The organism is Nocardioides daejeonensis (genome assembly GCF_003194585.1).
GTDB classification, from domain to species: domain Bacteria; phylum Actinomycetota; class Actinomycetes; order Propionibacteriales; family Nocardioidaceae; genus Nocardioides; species Nocardioides daejeonensis.
Window position 1 is genome coordinate 92,812 of the sequence record NZ_QHKZ01000001.1, and the last position, 15,077, is coordinate 107,888.

General features: G+C 68.8%; 16 protein-coding genes. 14 read left to right on the plus strand and 2 right to left on the minus strand.

Annotated elements, in window-relative coordinates; all coding sequences use genetic code 11:
• Positions 1 to 110 precede the first annotated feature (110 nt).
• From DNK54_RS00455 to DNK54_RS00480, 7 genes are all read left to right on the plus strand, one after another.
• Positions 111 to 464 carry a YraN family protein gene (locus tag DNK54_RS00455; protein WP_110205006.1) on the plus strand — a complete coding sequence of 118 codons (354 nt, stop codon included), beginning with the start codon at positions 111 to 113 and terminating at the stop codon, positions 462 to 464.
• A complete protein-coding gene (locus DNK54_RS00460; protein WP_110205007.1) occupies positions 464 to 2,056 on the plus strand; it encodes a YifB family Mg chelatase-like AAA ATPase in 1,593 nt (530 codons plus the stop codon). Before DNK54_RS00455 ends, DNK54_RS00460 begins: the two co-directional genes overlap by 1 nt.
• The gene (gene dprA / locus DNK54_RS00465; protein WP_110205731.1) at positions 2,053 to 3,183 is read left to right on the plus strand and encodes a DNA-processing protein DprA; all 1,131 of its coding nucleotides are present in this window, start codon (positions 2,053 to 2,055) and stop codon (positions 3,181 to 3,183) included. Before DNK54_RS00460 ends, dprA begins: the two co-directional genes overlap by 4 nt.
• A 304-nt stretch (positions 3,184 to 3,487) precedes the next feature.
• Entirely contained in the window at positions 3,488 to 3,901 is a 414-nt protein-coding gene (locus DNK54_RS21785; protein ID WP_420846355.1) for a DUF6318 family protein, read from the plus strand.
• A 362-nt stretch (positions 3,902 to 4,263) separates the two neighbouring features.
• On the plus strand, positions 4,264 to 4,722 hold the full coding sequence (locus DNK54_RS00470) for a hypothetical protein (protein WP_110205008.1): 459 nt from the start codon (positions 4,264 to 4,266) through the stop codon (positions 4,720 to 4,722).
• 127 nt (positions 4,723 to 4,849) lie between these two features.
• The gene (locus DNK54_RS00475; protein WP_110205009.1) at positions 4,850 to 6,319 is read left to right on the plus strand and encodes an HNH endonuclease; all 1,470 of its coding nucleotides are present in this window, start codon (positions 4,850 to 4,852) and stop codon (positions 6,317 to 6,319) included.
• Between the two features lie 125 nt (positions 6,320 to 6,444).
• Positions 6,445 to 7,392 (plus strand): tyrosine recombinase XerC, encoded by a 948-nt coding sequence (locus tag DNK54_RS00480; protein WP_110205732.1) that lies wholly within the window; start codon positions 6,445 to 6,447, stop codon positions 7,390 to 7,392.
• A 1-nt stretch (position 7,393) separates the two neighbouring features.
• Here the strand turns inward: DNK54_RS00480 and DNK54_RS00485 are convergent, their stop codons facing one another.
• The gene (locus DNK54_RS00485) at positions 7,394 to 8,008 is read right to left on the minus strand and encodes a M23 family metallopeptidase (protein WP_239459830.1); all 615 of its coding nucleotides are present in this window, start codon (positions 8,006 to 8,008) and stop codon (positions 7,394 to 7,396) included.
• 411 nt (positions 8,009 to 8,419) lie between these two features.
• On the opposite strand from DNK54_RS00485, the gene rpsB reads away from it, so the two are divergent.
• The 5 genes from rpsB (at position 8,420) to DNK54_RS00510 (ending at position 12,566) form a co-directional block, all read left to right on the plus strand.
• Positions 8,420 to 9,322, plus strand: a complete 903-nt coding sequence (gene rpsB, locus DNK54_RS00490; RefSeq protein WP_110205010.1) for a 30S ribosomal protein S2 — start codon at positions 8,420 to 8,422, stop codon at positions 9,320 to 9,322.
• A gap of 103 nt (positions 9,323 to 9,425) precedes the next feature.
• Positions 9,426 to 10,238 carry a translation elongation factor Ts gene (tsf, locus tag DNK54_RS00495; RefSeq protein ID WP_110205011.1) on the plus strand — a complete coding sequence of 271 codons (813 nt, stop codon included), beginning with the start codon at positions 9,426 to 9,428 and terminating at the stop codon, positions 10,236 to 10,238.
• Between the two features lie 89 nt (positions 10,239 to 10,327).
• Positions 10,328 to 11,041 (plus strand): UMP kinase, encoded by a 714-nt coding sequence (pyrH, locus tag DNK54_RS00500; RefSeq protein ID WP_110205012.1) that lies wholly within the window; start codon positions 10,328 to 10,330, stop codon positions 11,039 to 11,041.
• Between the two features lie 67 nt (positions 11,042 to 11,108).
• Positions 11,109 to 11,663 (plus strand): ribosome recycling factor, encoded by a 555-nt coding sequence (frr, locus tag DNK54_RS00505; RefSeq protein WP_204164413.1) that lies wholly within the window; start codon positions 11,109 to 11,111, stop codon positions 11,661 to 11,663.
• Positions 11,664 to 11,690: 27 nt separating this feature from the next.
• Positions 11,691 to 12,566, plus strand: coding sequence for a phosphatidate cytidylyltransferase (locus tag DNK54_RS00510; protein ID WP_110205014.1), 876 nt, complete (start codon positions 11,691 to 11,693; stop codon positions 12,564 to 12,566).
• 1 nt (position 12,567) lies between these two features.
• Here DNK54_RS00510 and DNK54_RS00515 read toward each other — a convergent pair whose 3' ends face one another.
• The gene (locus DNK54_RS00515; protein WP_110205015.1) at positions 12,568 to 12,990 is read right to left on the minus strand and encodes a hypothetical protein; all 423 of its coding nucleotides are present in this window, start codon (positions 12,988 to 12,990) and stop codon (positions 12,568 to 12,570) included.
• Between the two features lie 97 nt (positions 12,991 to 13,087).
• Between DNK54_RS00515 and DNK54_RS00520 the strand changes: the two genes are divergently transcribed.
• Together DNK54_RS00520 and rlmN are read left to right on the plus strand one after the other, a co-directional pair.
• Positions 13,088 to 13,909, plus strand: coding sequence for an META domain-containing protein (locus DNK54_RS00520; RefSeq protein WP_110205016.1), 822 nt, complete (start codon positions 13,088 to 13,090; stop codon positions 13,907 to 13,909).
• Between the two features lie 36 nt (positions 13,910 to 13,945).
• Positions 13,946 to 15,067, plus strand: coding sequence for a dual-specificity RNA methyltransferase RlmN (rlmN, locus tag DNK54_RS00525; RefSeq protein WP_110205017.1), 1,122 nt, complete (start codon positions 13,946 to 13,948; stop codon positions 15,065 to 15,067).
• The last annotated feature ends 10 nt before the right edge of the window (positions 15,068 to 15,077 follow it).

Consider the following 15,077-nt stretch of genomic DNA (forward strand, 5'->3'; position numbering starts at 1 on the left):
GCCCGGTCTGGAGGTGTTGGGCTGTGGATCAGGCTTGTGCTCCACAGCTGCGCCCGCCTGAGTAGTCGCCGATCGTCTGCGGCGTGACTCTTCTGTGTCAGGAGGTCACGATGACGGCACAGGCACTAGGGGCGTACGGCGAGGATCTGGCAGCCCGCTATCTCAGGCGTCGGGGCATGGCGCTGCTCGACCGCAACTGGCGGTGCGAGCTGGGGGAGATCGACCTGGTACTCCGGGACGCCCGCACGCTGGTGGTCTGCGAGGTGAAGACCCGGCGGAGCATCGCTCGCGGTACGCCGCACGAGGCGGTCGGTCCCGCCAAGCTCGCCCGACTGCGACGGCTCGCGGCTCGTTGGATGCTGGAGCACGACGTCCATGCCTCCCACGTGCGGCTGGACCTGGTGGCGGTCGTGGCGCCGCACCGGGGTGCTGTGGAGATCGACCACGTCGTAGGGATCGGCTGATGCCCATCGCGACCACCCGCACGGTGACTCTGCAGGGTGCGGTGGGCCATCTCGTCCAGGTGCAGGTCGACGTGGCACAGGGGATGGTCGGCACCCACCTCGTGGGTCGCGCCGACGCCGCGATCAGCGAGGGCCGGGACCGATGCCGCACGGCGGTCAGCAACAGTGGCTTCACCTGGCCAGCGACGCGACGGGTCACCGTGCTGCTCTCGCCGGCCGACCTGCCGAAGCGCGGATCGCACTTCGACCTGGCCATCGCCGTCGGGGTGGTGTGCGCTTCGCACGAGCGCCTCGCGTCGGTGGTGACCGATGACGCTGTCTTCCTCGGCGAGCTCACCCTCGATGGACGCCTGCGGTCGATCTCCGGCGTGCTGCCCATGGTGATGACCGCCCGTTCCCGTGGGATCTCGCGTGTCTTCGTGCCCGAGACGCAGGTGGCGGAGGCGGCGCTGGTGCCGGACGTCACGGTGCTGGGGGTGCGCTCCTTCGCCCAGGTGATCGCCCTGCTCGCCGGGTGGGAGGTCCCTGAGTCGCCGCCGATCGAGGCGGCGTCGGCGAGCTCGTTCCTGCAGTGGCGGGGCGAGGGCCGGCTCGTCGACGTCGATCTGGCCGATCTGCGCGGCATGGAGGACGCCAAGTTCGCGCTCGAGGTGGCAGCAGCCGGCGGGCACCACCTGATGCTCAGCGGGCCGAAAGGTGCGGGCAAGACGTCGCTCGCCGAGCGGATGCCCACGATCCTTCCCGACCTGTCGGTCGAGGAGGCGCTCGAGGTGACCGCCGTGCGATCACTCGCCGGGAGCATCGATGTGAGCGAAGGGCTGGTGACGCGGCCGCCCTTCTTCGCGCCGCACCACAGCGCGACGCGTGCCGGGCTGCTCGGCGGCGGCACCGGTCGGGTCCGTCCCGGCGAGCTGAGCCGGGCGCACTGCGGTGTGCTCCTGCTCGATGAGTTCCCCCTCTTCCAGGCGGACATCCTCGAGGCACTGCGTCAGCCTCTTGAGTCCGGCGAGGTGACGATCTCGCGTGGGGAGGAGACCGCGACCTTCCCTGCCCGAGGCATGTTCGTGCTCGCCTGCAACCCCTGTCCGTGCGGCAACTACTCCGCCGATGCGCGGCTCTCCCGCTGTGATTGCCCGGAGACCCAGCGTCGCCGCTACCGCAGTCGCATCTCCGGCCCGATAGCCGATCGGATCGACATCGTGCGTCATGTGGAGGCGATCCGGCGGCCCCGGGTCGATCTGCCGTTCGACCTGCCTGAGCCGAGTGACGTCGTACGGGCTCGGGTGCTGGCGGCGCGCGAGCGGCAGGCCGAGCGGTTCCGAGGTGCGTCGTGGCGGCTCAACGCGCACGCGCCGGGGCCGGTCCTGGCGGAGCGGTGGCCGCTGACCGCCGAGGCCGCGGCCATGGTCGACGACGCGGTGTACGGCGGAGAGTTGACCCAGCGGGGTGCTGTCCGTGTGCATCGGCTGGCTTGGACCGTGGCCGACCTGAGCAGAGTCGGACGGCCGGGCGTCGCCGAGGTGGATGTCGCACTGGCACTGCGGAGCGGGCGACCGCTTGCGACCCAGGTATGGACGAGGCAGGCGGGATGAGTCGCGAGGCAGAGCGGCAGGCACGGCTCGTGCTGAGTCGTGTGACCGAGCCAGGCACCGCCAAGGTGCGCGGACTGGTCGACGAGATCGGCGCAGTGGCGCTGCGGGACCATCTCGCCGCCGACCGGGGCAGGTCCGGCCCGTCCGAGGTGGCGCAGCGGATCGCAGCGCTGGAGCCGGAGCGAGAGCTGGATCGGGCCAGACGGACAGGGCTCCGCTACGTGATCCCCGGTGATCCGGAGTGGCCGAGGGGGCTCGACGATCTCGACGTCGCCGAGATGCTCGGCGACGTCGGGGGAGCGCCGCTGGGGGTGTGGGTGCGCGGTCCCATGCGGCTTGCCGCCCTGGGCTCAGCGGTAGCGATCGTCGGGTCGCGCTCCGCCACGTCGTACGGCGTCACGGCTGCGCTCGACCTGGCCGCTGCGCTTGCCCAGCAAGGGGTGACAGTGGTCAGCGGAGCCGCCTTCGGTATCGACCAGGCAGCGCACCGGGGCGCGCTTGGAGCAGGTGGCACGACCGTCGCGGTGCTTGCCTCGGGTGCGGACCGCCCTTACCCGGTCGCGCACACCGAGCTGATCAGCTACATCGCCGAGCACGGCGCGGTGATGTCGGAGATGCCACCCGGCTACGCCCCCATGCGCAACCGCTTCCTGAGTCGCAACCGCATCATCGCGGCCTTGGCGTCCGGCACGGTCGTGGTCGAGGCCGCCGCGCGAAGCGGTGCGCTCAACACGGCCGGGTGGACGGCGCGTCTCTCCCGCCCCTTGATGGCGATGCCGGGGCCGATCGGCAGCGGTGCGTCGCGTGGCACGAACGAGCTGATCCGTGCGGGTGGAGCGACCTTGGTGACCAGTGCGGATGACGTCTTGGAGCTGCTGGCACGGATGGGAGAGAAGGAGCCGGTCGTGCCGCGAGGCCCGGAGATACCGCGCGACGCGTTGAGCAGGCGGCAGTCACGGGTGCTCGATGCGGTTCCCTCGCGTCGGCCCGTGGGGGAGGAGGCGATCGCCAGGACCGCGAGCCTGAGCGTCGCCGTCGTCAGTCAAGAGCTCGCCGAGCTGCACGACCGTGGATTCGTCGAGTCGGTGGACGACGGCTGGCGGATCACCGACCTGGCACGACAGTGAAGGCCAAACGAAGCGCCGTGCTTCCCGAGGTCTCGGTTCGGGTCTTCCGTGAGCGCGTCTGGATGCCTAGGGTCGGGTTCGGGCGTCTTTCGGCCGGGATGTCCTTCTCGGGAAGGTGGTCGTGATGCAGGTGCGTCGGTTGCTAGCCGTGGTCGCTGTTGCTGCGGTGCTGTCGTCGGTGGGTGCTTGTTCCGATGACGAGGCGGGGCCGTCAGGTTCTCCGTCGCCGTCTGGTGCTTCGGTATCACCCTCGGTGACCGATACGCAGCCCTCCGTGCCGTCCGAGCCGGTGCCTCCGGCGGCGATGGAGCGGGATGACGCCGAAGGTGCGAAGGCGTTCGCGGAGTACTACTTTCAAGTTGCGTCATTCGCGCAGGCCACGGGCGACACTCGGCAGCTAGCACGAGTGCAAGCGCCCGATTGCAGAGCGTGCACCGGGGCTCGCGAATGGATCGATGATGTCTACTCGGCGGGCGGCAAGATCGTTGGCGGTCACATGGCGGCGCGAGCGCTGGCAGCAACGCCACTGGCTGTTCCTGGAGGAAGAACTATCGGCTTCTCGGTGTCGGCACGCCTTCAGTCGAGCAGGGGGTCTGTGGTGAACCAACTGGGTGAGACCACGAGGAAGGCTGCAGCGAGCTCGGCAAGAGTGAGCTTGTCGGTGTCAATGAGCACCGAGGGCGAATGGCAAGTCGAATTCTGGGAGAAGAAGGCGTGATCCGCCGCCTGCTGTTCCACGTCGTTGCGATGGCGCTGTTTCTGGATGCTGCAAGCACGGTGGCTCTGGCTGACACATCGGTGGATTCCACGGGAACAATGTTTCTCGTCGAGGGCATGGAAGCTCTGCATGATTCAGCGAGCAGTGCTAACACCCAGCCTGCGCGACGGACAGACGAGCCCCGGCTTATCTACGAGCCAGTCTGCTTGATCGGTTCCGAGATGGTTTGCGACGAGGTCGCCACGTGCCTGGGAACTGGCAAGCAGTTCAGGGTCGTTGAACTTCTGGACGACGGCACGCGACGTCACCGAGGCATCGCTTGTCTTGAAGGACAAGCAGCGTCGGCCGCCGAGTCGCCGGAGGTGACGAACGCGATGGTGCTGCGGGCCCTGCGGCGCGTGGACGTGCCGGAGCCGGTGCTGGTGGTGCAGCCACCGGGTGGGAAGACGCTGGTCAACCTGGAGACGATCTTCTCCACCACCGCGGAGCCGTTCACGGCTACGGTGCGGATCCTGGGACGCCGCGTCGACCTGCGGATCACACCGCGGAGCTTCGTCTGGGACCACGGAGACGGCACGACCCAACGCAGCAACACGCCGGGCCGGCCGTACGCCCGCGGGGTAGCGATGGACCGCTACCTCACCCACACCTACACCCACGCTGACGTCACTCTTCGACCGCACGTCAGTGTCGAGTATGCCGCCCGCTTCCGCGTCGACAACGGCGCCTGGCGTGACGTCAACGGCACCGTCACCATCCGCGGTCCCGGCCAGCGACTCCAGATCGTCGAAGCGACTCCGGTCCTCGTCACTCCCCGCTGAGTCGACTGGGCACGAGAAGGCGTCGTGAGCTTCGGAACGTGAGCTTCAGGAGTTGGCTCAGATCCCTTGAAATCGAACAGGTGTTCGACTAAGATAGAGATCTCTCGGACCCTGAACGGAGGCCCCGATGACGGCCACCCTCCACGACGTACCCACCCAAGACTGCTCTGGCGAAGCCGCGATCGATTCTCTCGACGCGTTGGCGGAGCTGCCGCTGAGCCCGGAGTTCGAGCTCGGGCTCTCCTGGGCGAGGCTGACCACCGAGTCGTGCCTGAGTGAGTTGCAGTCATTGACCGCTCCCAACGGCGAGGCGGTCACCAACCCGCACAACGAGTCGCCGGCGCTTCGGGCGAAGACGGGGGAGCATCTCGGCGCACTCACCGGCCTCATCCGCACCCTCGAAGAGCTCAAAGCCACCGCCCAAGCCGCCCAGGCTGCCCTCGCCGTGCAGCTTGACGCCGGCACCCGCCGCCGTGAAGCCATCCAAAGAGTCCCCGCGGCCCGGCAAGGACGTGCCGTCGCGCGGGAACTCGGATACGCGCGGCGCGCCTCTCCCTGGGTCGGGCAGCGACACCTCAGCCTGGCGAAACTGCTGCCCGCCGAGATGCCTCACACCTGGCACGCTTTCCGAACCGGCCACATCCCCGAGAAAGTTGCGACCGCGCTCCTGCAAGAGACCGCCGACCTCACCCGCGAAGCCCGCTGTGAGATCGACCGAACCCTCGCTGCCGACCCCGTCGCACTGGAACATCAGAGCGAGAAGCAGATCCGCCGAGCCGCTGCTGCGCTGGCCGCTCGCCTCGACAACGCTGGGGTCGCCCAACGTCGCCGCCGAGCCGTCGGCACCCGCCGCATCACCATCTCTCCGGCAGCCGACGGTATGAGCCGACTGACCCTCACCGTCCCCCTCGTCCAAGGTGTCGCCGCCTACGCCTCGCTCAAGAAGGAGGCTGACGCTCTACACGGCACCGCGGCCGCCGCGGGTCGTGGCCGCGGTGCGCTGATGGCCGATGCCGCCATCACCCGCCTCACCGGGCAGGCTGACCCCCACCACATTCCGGTCGCCATCAACGTCGTCCTCAGTGCAGACGACCTGGTCGGCGCCACCAGCTCCGATGCCAAGACCGCGACTGGGTCTGCCCTGGCGGAGCCGCGGATCACGGAACCCGGCATCGGCACCTTCGGACTGCCCGCCGCGGCCGCCCGCGATCTTGTCGCACAGGCTCTCGACACCAACGCCGGCGCCTGGCTTCGCCGCCTCTACGCCCACCCGACCAGCGGGCAACTGATCGCCATGGACTCCCGCAGCCGCGTCGTTCCGCCCGCCCTGGCGAAGTTCATCACCCTGCGCGACCAGACCTGCTCCACGACCTGGTGCGACGCGCCCATCCGTCACATCGATCACGTCCGACCGGTCGTCGCAGGCGGCAAGACCGTCGCCTACAACCTCCAAGGCACCTGCGAAGCCTGCAATCACGCAAAGCAAGCGCCGGGCTGGCGACAACACGCCATGACAGCCCCCGACGGGACCGTCGTCATCACCACCAGGACCCCCGCCGGACAACACCGTGCCACCAGCCCGCCGCCTGCCACCTGACCAGCGGGAGGACAGGCAGGAAGGCACGCGACGTACCGACATGATGCTCAGTTGCCGGCCAACGAACGACTAGCGTGGCTGGAGTGACTGAGGTGAGCGACGAGCGCGATGGGCTGCCCGAGCCGATGGCTCAGGTCCTCGGCGCCTATCTGCGGCACCTTGAGATCGAGCGAAACCTCAGCGCGCACACGGTCCGTGCCTATCGGGCCGATATCGCGTCGATGCTGGAGCATGCTGCCCGACTCGGGCTCACCGACGTGGGTGATCTGGATCTGAGCGTGCTCCGCAGCTGGCTCGCGAAACAGAAGACAACCGGCAAGTCCCGCACCACCATGGCTCGTCGAGCTACTGCGGTGCGGGTGTTCACCGCCTGGCTGGTGCGGGAGAAGCTGGCGGAGAAGGACGCGGGCGCTGCCCTGGTCTCGCCCAAGCTTCCGCGCTCGCTGCCGCCCGTCCTTCGCCAGGACGAGGCAGCGGCCGCACTTGAGGGGAGATCCCGCGGCGCACGCCGAGAGTACGCCGACACGGCGGACGCCACCGGGACCCAAGCGACGGCGGCGCAGTGGGCGGTCCAGCTTCGCGACGACGCGATGCTCGAGCTCCTCTATGCGACAGGGATGCGCGTGGGGGAGCTGTGTGCGCTCGACCCGCGCGACCTCGACTTCCACCGCCATGTCGTTCGCGTCTTCGGCAAGGGACGCAAGGAGCGCTCCATCCCCTTCGGCCAGCCTGCCGCCGACGCACTCCACGGGTGGCTGGCCGAAGGGCGGCCGGTCCTCGCCACGGAGGCATCGGGCGATGCGATCTTCTTGGGCGTCCGCGGCCGGAGGATCGATCAGCGCGCCGTTCGTCAGGTCGTGCACGATCGGATGCGCCAGGTGCCGGGAGCGCCCGCCATCGGCCCCCACGGACTCCGGCACTCGGCGGCGACCCACCTGCTTGAGGGCGGTGCCGACCTGCGCAGTGTGCAAGAGGTGCTGGGACATGCCTCGCTGGCGACCACCCAGCTCTACACCCACGTCTCCACCGAGAGGCTGCGCGCCGCCTACCGCCAGGCGCACCCCCGCGCCTGACTCACATAGCTCCGAGCAGGCCACTCAGCCGAGCGGCGAGAGTCAGGTCGCCGTACAGCGAGTTCACTCTGGCCTGCGGGGTGATGGGCGGACTCCCGGCCCGACGGCCGTCCCAGGGGTAGAGCCGCACCGGGCCTACCCCCAAGAGCAGCAGTGGATCGAGATAGGTGTTGTCCGCGTTGCGGATCCAGCCGAGATGCAGGCAGGTCGCTGGTGCGCAATGTGATCCCACCGCGACCAGGCGTCCCACCGCCGCACCCGCTGGTACGGCGTCACCCACCTCGACGAGCCCGGCGACCGGCTCATAGGTGGTCCGCGTCGTGCCGTGGTCGAGCACGACGACCGGCTTGCCCGCCACCGAGCCGGCGAAGCGCACCGTGCCGGGAAGCGCGGCAAGCACTACCTGGCCGGGCTGGCCGCCGAGGTCGACGCCGCGGTGGCCGGCTGCCCAGGGGGCGGCGGGAGGGTCGAAGCGTGCCCTGATCGGCGGCCGGGGCGCGAGCGGCCAGACCCCTTGCTCGGCCGGGGCCCGGCCGCTCGCTGCATGACCAGGCAGGGCCGTGCTGCCGAACAAGCAGATCAGCAACATCAGGGGGAACGTCCATGCCTTGGTCACGAGCCCACCCTCACCGCGGATGGCGCAGGAGGCGAGGTCGTCGTACCGTCCTGGGGATAAGCCCGGTTGTCCCCAAGGAACCCGCACAAGAGCGGTCCACGTGACTGTCGGCTGGAGCGGATTTCGACCCGGCGCGCCGGGGCGCGTAGACTTGTCGATCGCAACCCATCAGTGGGTTGACTTCGCACGTCCGCACACCACGACGGGCCCACCTGGTGCCCGAGCCTCGTGGGCGTCGGCCCTCAGTTCCCCCGGCCCGCCGGGGGATCGGGTCGCGCGTGGACGTCAGGGCGTCCGGCACCCGTTGGACGCGGAACTGAAAACCCGGTCGCTTCGGCCCCGGCCACCTCCCGTGTGGGCAAAGGTGGTCACACCTGGGAGCCGCGCGACCACAACAGGAAGAAGAACGACATGGCAGTCGTGACCATGCGCCAGCTCTTGGAGAGCGGCGTCCACTTCGGACACCAGACCCGTCGCTGGAACCCGAAGATGAAGCGCTTCATCATGACCGAGCGCAACGGCATCTACATCATCGACCTGCAGCAGTCGCTGTCCTACATCGACCGGTCGTACGCCTTCATCAAGGAGACCGTCGCCAAGGGTGGGACGATCATGTTCGTCGGCACCAAGAAGCAGGCCCAGGAGGCCATCGCCGAGCAGGCCACCCGCGTGGGCATGCCCTACGTCAACCAGCGCTGGCTCGGCGGCATGCTGACCAACTTCCAGACGGTGCACCAGCGGATCAACCGCCTCAAGGAGCTCGACGACGTCGACTTCGACGCCGTGGCCGGCTCCGGTCGCACCAAGAAGGAACTGCTCCAGATGAAGCGCGAGCGCGACAAGCTCGACCGCACCCTGGGCGGCATCCGCGAGATGAGCCGCACGCCTTCCGCCGTGTGGATCGTGGACACCAACAAGGAGCACCTCGCCGTCGAGGAGGCGCGCAAGCTGCGGATCCCGATCATCGCGATCCTGGACTCCAACTGCGACCCCGACGTCGTCGACTACCCGATCCCGGGCAACGACGACGCCATCCGCGCGGTCGGCCTGTTGACGCGCGTCGTCGCTGACGCCGTGGCCGACGGCCTGGTCTCCCGCAGTGGTGCCAAGGGTGCCGAAGGTGCCGCTGAGGAGCCGCTGGCCGAGTGGGAGCGCGAGCTGCTCGACGCTCCGGCCGAGGCTGCGCCGGCCCAGTCCGCTGAGGCGCCCGCCGCTGAGGCTCCGGCTGAGGAGGCCCCCGCGGCTGAGGAGGCCCCCGCTGAGGAGGCCCCCGCCGAGGAGGCCCCGGCCGAGGCGCCCGCCGAGCAGGCCTGAGCCAGCTCGCGAAGCAACCGCTTCACACCGGCGGCCGCGCCCGGAGCATCCGCGGCGCGGCCGCCGTTCTCGACTTCACCCATCCCACGTTGCGAGGAACAACATGTCTAACTTCACCGCCGCTGACGTCAAGAAGCTCCGCGAGCTGACCCAGGCCGGCATGATGGACTGCAAGAAGGCGCTCACCGAGACCGACGGCGACTTCGACAAGGCTGTCGAGCTGCTCCGCGTCAAGGGCGCCGCCAAGGCCGCCAGCCGCGCGGCCGAGCGCGAGACCTCCGCTGGCCTGGTCGCCACGCACGGCGGCGCACTGGTCGAGCTGAAGTCGGAGACCGACTTCGTCGCCAAGAACGAGGAGTTCATCGCCGCCGCCCAGCGGATCGCCGAGGCGATCGACGCGGGCAAGGCGGGCGACGTCGAGGCCGCCAAGGCGCTGCCGCTCGACGGCAAGACCGTCGGCGAGGTCGTCCAGGACCTGGCGATCACCATCGGCGAGAAGATCGAGCTCGGCGAGGTGTCCTACTTCGACGGCCAGGTCGCCGTCTACATGCACAAGCGTGCAGCTGACCTGCCGCCGGCCGTCGGCGTCATGGTCGAGTACGAGGGTGACGAGGCTGCGGCCCGCGCCGCCGCCATGCAGGTGGCCGCCATGAAGGCGCAGTTCCTGACCCGCGACGAGGTCCCCGCCGACGTCGTCGCCAAGGAGCGCGACGTCCTGGAGAAGAAGACCCTGGAGGAGGGCAAGCCCGAGGCTGCCGTCGCCAAGATCGTGGAAGGCCGTCTCGGCGGCTTCTTCAAGGAGATCGTCCTCCTCGAGCAGGACTCGGTCACCGAGTCCAAGAAGAGCGTGAAGGCGGTACTCGACGAGGCCGGCACCACCCTCAAGCGGTTCGCCCGTTTCGAGGTCGGCGCCTGATCGAGGCACCCCTCCGCAGAGGCCGGTACGACGCCCGTCGTGCCGGCCTCTGCATGTAAGTTTCTCTGTGGTTCGTGGAAGGGAAGGTCATGGCATACAAGCGGGTGCTGCTCAAGCTGTCCGGTGAGGTCTTCGGAGGCGGCCAGGTCGGCGTCGACCCCGACGTCGTGCAGAAGGTCGCCCGCGAGATCGCGGCGGTCGCCCAGTCGGGTGTGCAGATAGCGGTCGTCACCGGCGGTGGCAACTTCTTCCGCGGCGCCGAGCTGCAGCAGCGCGGCATGGACCGCGTCCGAGCCGACTACATGGGCATGCTCGGCATCGTGATGAACTGCCTCGCACTCCAGGACTTCCTGGAGAAGATGGGCATCGACACCCGCGTGCAGACCGCGATCACCATGGGCCAGGTCGCCGAGTCCTACATCCCGCGGCGTGCGATCCGGCACATGGAGAAGGGCCGGGTCGTGATCTTCGGCGCGGGCATGGGCATGCCCTTCTTCTCCACCGACACCGTCGCGGTCCAGCGTGCGCTGGAGAGCAAGTGCGACGTCGTCCTGGTCGCCAAGAGCGGCGTCGACGGCGTCTACACCGCCGACCCGCGGCTCGACCCCGACGCCGTGAAGCTCGACCAGGTCACCTACGACGAGGCCATCAGCCGGGGCCTGCGGATCATGGACCAGACCGCCTTCGCCCTGTGCGGGGAGAACAAGCTGCCCATGGTCGTCTTCGGCATGGAGCCCGAGGGCAACATCCTCCGCGTCGTCCAAGGTGAGAGGATTGGCACGCTCGTCAGCGCTGACGCCTGACCGCAGGAGTGCCGACGCCTGATCCAGGCACTCGAACCACATCTCAACGCCACCAGGAGAAACCGTGATCAACCAGGTCCTGTCTGAAGCCGACGACAAGATGGGCAAGTCGGTCGAGGCGACCCGCGAGGAGTTCGCGGCGATCCGGGCCGGCCGTGCCCACCCGAGCATGTTCAACCGGATCACGGCCGACTACTACGGCACCCCGACCCCGCTCCAGCAGCTGGCATCGTTCACCTCGCCGGAGCCCCGCATCATCATGATTGCTCCCTTCGACATGGGCGCGATCTCCGCGATCGAGAAGGCGATCCGTGACAGCGACCTGGGCATCAACCCCGCCAACGACGGCAAGGTGCTGCGCTGCGTCTTCCCCGAGCTGACCGAGGAGCGCCGTAAGGAGTTCATCAAGGTCGCCAAGGGCAAGGCGGAGGACGGACGCGTGTCGGTGCGCAACGTGCGGCGTACGGCCAAGCAGGCGCTCGAGAAGCTCGAGAAGGACGGCGAGGTCGGCAAGGACGACGTCACCGGTGCCGAGAAGCGCCTTGACGGCATGACGAAGAAGCACACCGACGCCATCGACGAGATGCTGAAGAACAAGGAAGCCGAGCTGCTCGAGGTCTGAGGACCTCACGCCTCGGCAACTGCCCCGATGACAGACACCTCCGCGAGCCCGGCCGCGCCCAAGAAGGACTACGGGCGCGCCGGTCGCAATCTGCCCGCCTCCATCGCCTCGGCGGTGGTGCTGCTCTCGGCGATCGCTGCGTCGCTCTGGTTCTGGAAGACCGCGTTCATGGTGATCGTCGCGGTCGCCGTGGTCGTTGCCGTGTGGGAGCTGCGCAGGGGCCTCCTTGCCAAGGAGATCGACCTGCCGGAGCAACCGCTGATGGTCGGCGGTGTCGTGATGGTGACGGTGGCCTACTTCTGGGGCACTGACGCCCTCGTCACCGCCACCGCGGTGAGTGGCCTGGTCACGATGCTGTGGCTGCTTCGCCGCGGTGTCGACGGGTTCGTGAAGACCGCTACAGCCTCGATCTTCACTCTCTTCTACGTGCCGTTCCTCGGCTCGTTCGTCGCGCTCATGCTCGCCGAGGGCGGCGCGACCGACTTCGAGCACTGGGACAACGGCGTGAAGGGCATCGTCACCTTCATCCTGGTCACGATCGCCTCCGACATCGGTGGGTACGTCGCCGGTGTGCTCTTCGGGAAGCATCCGATGGCCCCGGTGATCTCGCCGAAGAAGTCCTGGGAGGGCTTCGCCGGCTCGGCGATCGCCTGCGTCGCGGCGGGTACCGCGCTCGTGGTCTACCTGCTCGACGGCGACTGGTGGGTCGGAGTCTGCCTGGGCCTGATCGCGGTGGTCATGGCCACGCTCGGCGACCTCTGCGAGTCGGTGATGAAGCGTGACCTCGGCATCAAGGACATGTCGCAGATCATCCCGGGCCACGGCGGCCTGATGGACCGGCTCGACTCGCTGCTGGCGACCATCGCCCCGATCTGGCTCCTCCTGCACTACCTGGTGTTCTGACCTACTTCCAGAACTGCCACCACTTCCTCTCCGGTACGCCGCCCAATGCGGACTGGCTGTCAACGAGCTGCCCGTTGAGCATCACCTGGTCGGTCACCGTCGGCTCCGCGGGGGTCGTCGCCGCGGGCTGATGGGCCGTCGCCGCCGGTTGCTGGGCCGCCGCCGGGGGAGTGCCGATGAACTGCTCGAGCATCTGTCGGAACTGCGGTGGCACGTCGTCGAAACTGCTCACGGTCTTGCCGTTGATCTCGACCGACTGCATCACGGTGGCACCGTTGAAGTCGGCCAGGTTCATGCGGCCCTGCAGGATGTCAGGGATCCCGTCGCCATCGTCATCCGGAAGCACCCCGCGGAGGCGCTCGCGCAATTCCTCCGGGATCTCGTCGGCACTGTTCAAACGCTTGCCGTTCATGAAGATGTCCATGCGACCACTGTCACACGTCATCGGTGCCCTGGGGAGCGGAACCGTCGCGGGGACTGGCGAGTCCTATGGGCATCACCCGCTCTTGAAGGAGTTCTGCATGCATCCCGTTGCCCGCCTGGCCGTCTTGCCGATCGCCGCCCTGCTCCTGCTCGGCGCTTGCGGCACCGAGAAGGCCGACGATGCGGCGCCCGACGATGCTCGGGCCGCAGATCGCACCGATGCGCTCCCGACGGACCTCGGCGACCTAGCCGGGCGCACCCTCGTGGTCACCGGGATCACGGTCGACGGCGAGCCTCGCGAGGTCGCCGCCGGCACCCAAGTGCGGTTCGCCTTCGCCGCGACGCAACTCCACATCGACTCTGGCTGCAACGGCCTGGGCGGCACTTGGGACCGGGCCGGCGACACGGTCACCGTAGGCCCGCTGATGGGCACGATGATGGCCTGCGACCCTGATCGCATGGCGCAGGAGGACTGGCTGCGCAGCACCCTCGAGAAGCCCCTCACCGTCGGCGACGGCACCCTGACGGCGGGCGACGTGGTCTTCAGCGTCGACGACCGCGAGCGGGTCTCGCCCGACCTGCAGCTGAGCGGGCATCGGTGGCAGCTCGACAGCCTCATCGACGACCAGGCGGTCAGCTCGGTCCCGCGTGGGGTCAAGGCGTGGCTTGAGTACGACGGCACGCGGCTCCGGCTCAAGGGTCCCTGCAACGACGGCACGGGCACCGCCACCTTCGAGGACGGCACTCTCACCATCTCCGACCTGTCGGTCACGGAGCTCGGCTGTGTCGATGACCGCGGAGAGGTCGAGAGGCAGGTGCTCGCCGTACTCACCGGGAAGGTCGGGGTGGAGATCGTGGAGCGCCGGCTGACCCTCACGAGTCCGGACGGCACCGCGCTGGGCTTCACCGCCGCGGATTGACGCTCCCTCACACGGCGATGGGAGACTGGGGGTGCCATGAGTGTGAACCCGAACCCCCTGCCCCTGGTCTTCGACGAGCCGCGCGGCCGCAAGAAGCCGCCGCGGCACCTGGCCGACCTCGATGAGGCGGGCCGCAAGCAGTTGCTGGTCGACGCCGGGCTGCCCGGGTTCCGGGCCAAGCAGCTCTCGACCCACTACTTCGGCCGCCTCGTGAACGACCCGGCGGAGATGACCGACCTGCCGGCGGCGCAGCGCGAGGAGCTGGTCGGCGCACTGCTGCCGCAGCTGATGACGCCAATCCGCACGCTCGAGGCCGACAAGGGCACCACGCGCAAGACGCTGTGGCGCCTCTTCGACGGGGCGCTGGTCGAGTCGGTGCTGATGCGCTATCGCGACCGCACCACCATGTGCGTCTCCAGCCAGGCCGGCTGCGGCATGGCCTGCCCGTTCTGTGCGACCGGTCAGGGTGGCCTGCAACGGAACATGTCGACCGCCGAGATCGTGGAACAGGTCGTCGCCGGAGCCCGGGTGATGGCGCGGGGCGAGGTGCCCGGTGGCGTCGGCCGCGTCTCCAACGTGGTCTTCATGGGGATGGGGGAGCCACTGGCCAACTACAAGGCCGTGATCGGCGCCGTCCGCCGCCTCACTGACCCGGCCCCCGCTGGCCTCGGCATGTCGGCGCGCCACGTGACCGTCTCCACCGTCGGCCTGGTGCCCCGCATCCTTCAGCTCGCCGACGAGGGGATCCCGGTGACGCTCGCGCTGAGCCTGCACGCCCCCGACGACGAGCTGCGCAACGAGCTGGTGCCGATCAACACCCGCTTCTCGGTCGCCGAGACCGTCGACGCCGCGCACACCTACTTCGCGAAGACCGGACGCCGGGTGTCGATCGAATACGCGATGATGCGGGGCATCAACGACCAGGCCCACCGCGCCGACCTTCTCGCCGACGTGCTCAACGAGCGGGGGCGTGGCTGGGTGCATGTCAACCTGATCCCGCTCAACCCCACGCCGGGCAGCAAGTGGACGGCGTCCGACCCCGAGGATGAGCGGGAGTTCGTGCGCCGCCTCGAGGCGAAGGGCATCTCCACGACCGTCCGCGACACCCGAGGCTCCGACATCGACGGCGCCTGCGGGCAGCTGGCAGCTGTCGAGTAGGTCGGCAGCC

Bases quoted from the DNA above. Each gene is read 5' to 3' on its own strand.
- DNK54_RS00455 (WP_110205006.1), top strand. From the start codon at position 111: ATGACGGCACAGGCACTAGGGGCGTACGGCGAGGATCTGGCAGCCCGC.
- DNK54_RS00460 (WP_110205007.1), top strand. From the start codon at position 464: ATGCCCATCGCGACCACCCGCACGGTGACTCTGCAGGGTGCGGTGGGC.
- dprA (WP_110205731.1), top strand. From the start codon at position 2,053: ATGAGTCGCGAGGCAGAGCGGCAGGCACGGCTCGTGCTGAGTCGTGTG.
- DNK54_RS21785 (WP_420846355.1), top strand. From the start codon at position 3,488: ATGGAGCGGGATGACGCCGAAGGTGCGAAGGCGTTCGCGGAGTACTAC.
- DNK54_RS00475 (WP_110205009.1), top strand. From the start codon at position 4,850: ATGACGGCCACCCTCCACGACGTACCCACCCAAGACTGCTCTGGCGAA.
- DNK54_RS00480 (WP_110205732.1), top strand. From the start codon at position 6,445: ATGGCTCAGGTCCTCGGCGCCTATCTGCGGCACCTTGAGATCGAGCGA.
- rpsB (WP_110205010.1), top strand. From the start codon at position 8,420: ATGGCAGTCGTGACCATGCGCCAGCTCTTGGAGAGCGGCGTCCACTTC.
- tsf (WP_110205011.1), top strand. From the start codon at position 9,426: ATGTCTAACTTCACCGCCGCTGACGTCAAGAAGCTCCGCGAGCTGACC.
- pyrH (WP_110205012.1), top strand. From the start codon at position 10,328: ATGGCATACAAGCGGGTGCTGCTCAAGCTGTCCGGTGAGGTCTTCGGA.
- DNK54_RS00510 (WP_110205014.1), top strand. From the start codon at position 11,691: ATGACAGACACCTCCGCGAGCCCGGCCGCGCCCAAGAAGGACTACGGG.
- DNK54_RS00515 (WP_110205015.1), bottom strand. From the start codon at position 12,990: ATGGACATCTTCATGAACGGCAAGCGTTTGAACAGTGCCGACGAGATC.
- DNK54_RS00520 (WP_110205016.1), top strand. From the start codon at position 13,088: ATGCATCCCGTTGCCCGCCTGGCCGTCTTGCCGATCGCCGCCCTGCTC.
- rlmN (WP_110205017.1), top strand. From the start codon at position 13,946: ATGAGTGTGAACCCGAACCCCCTGCCCCTGGTCTTCGACGAGCCGCGC.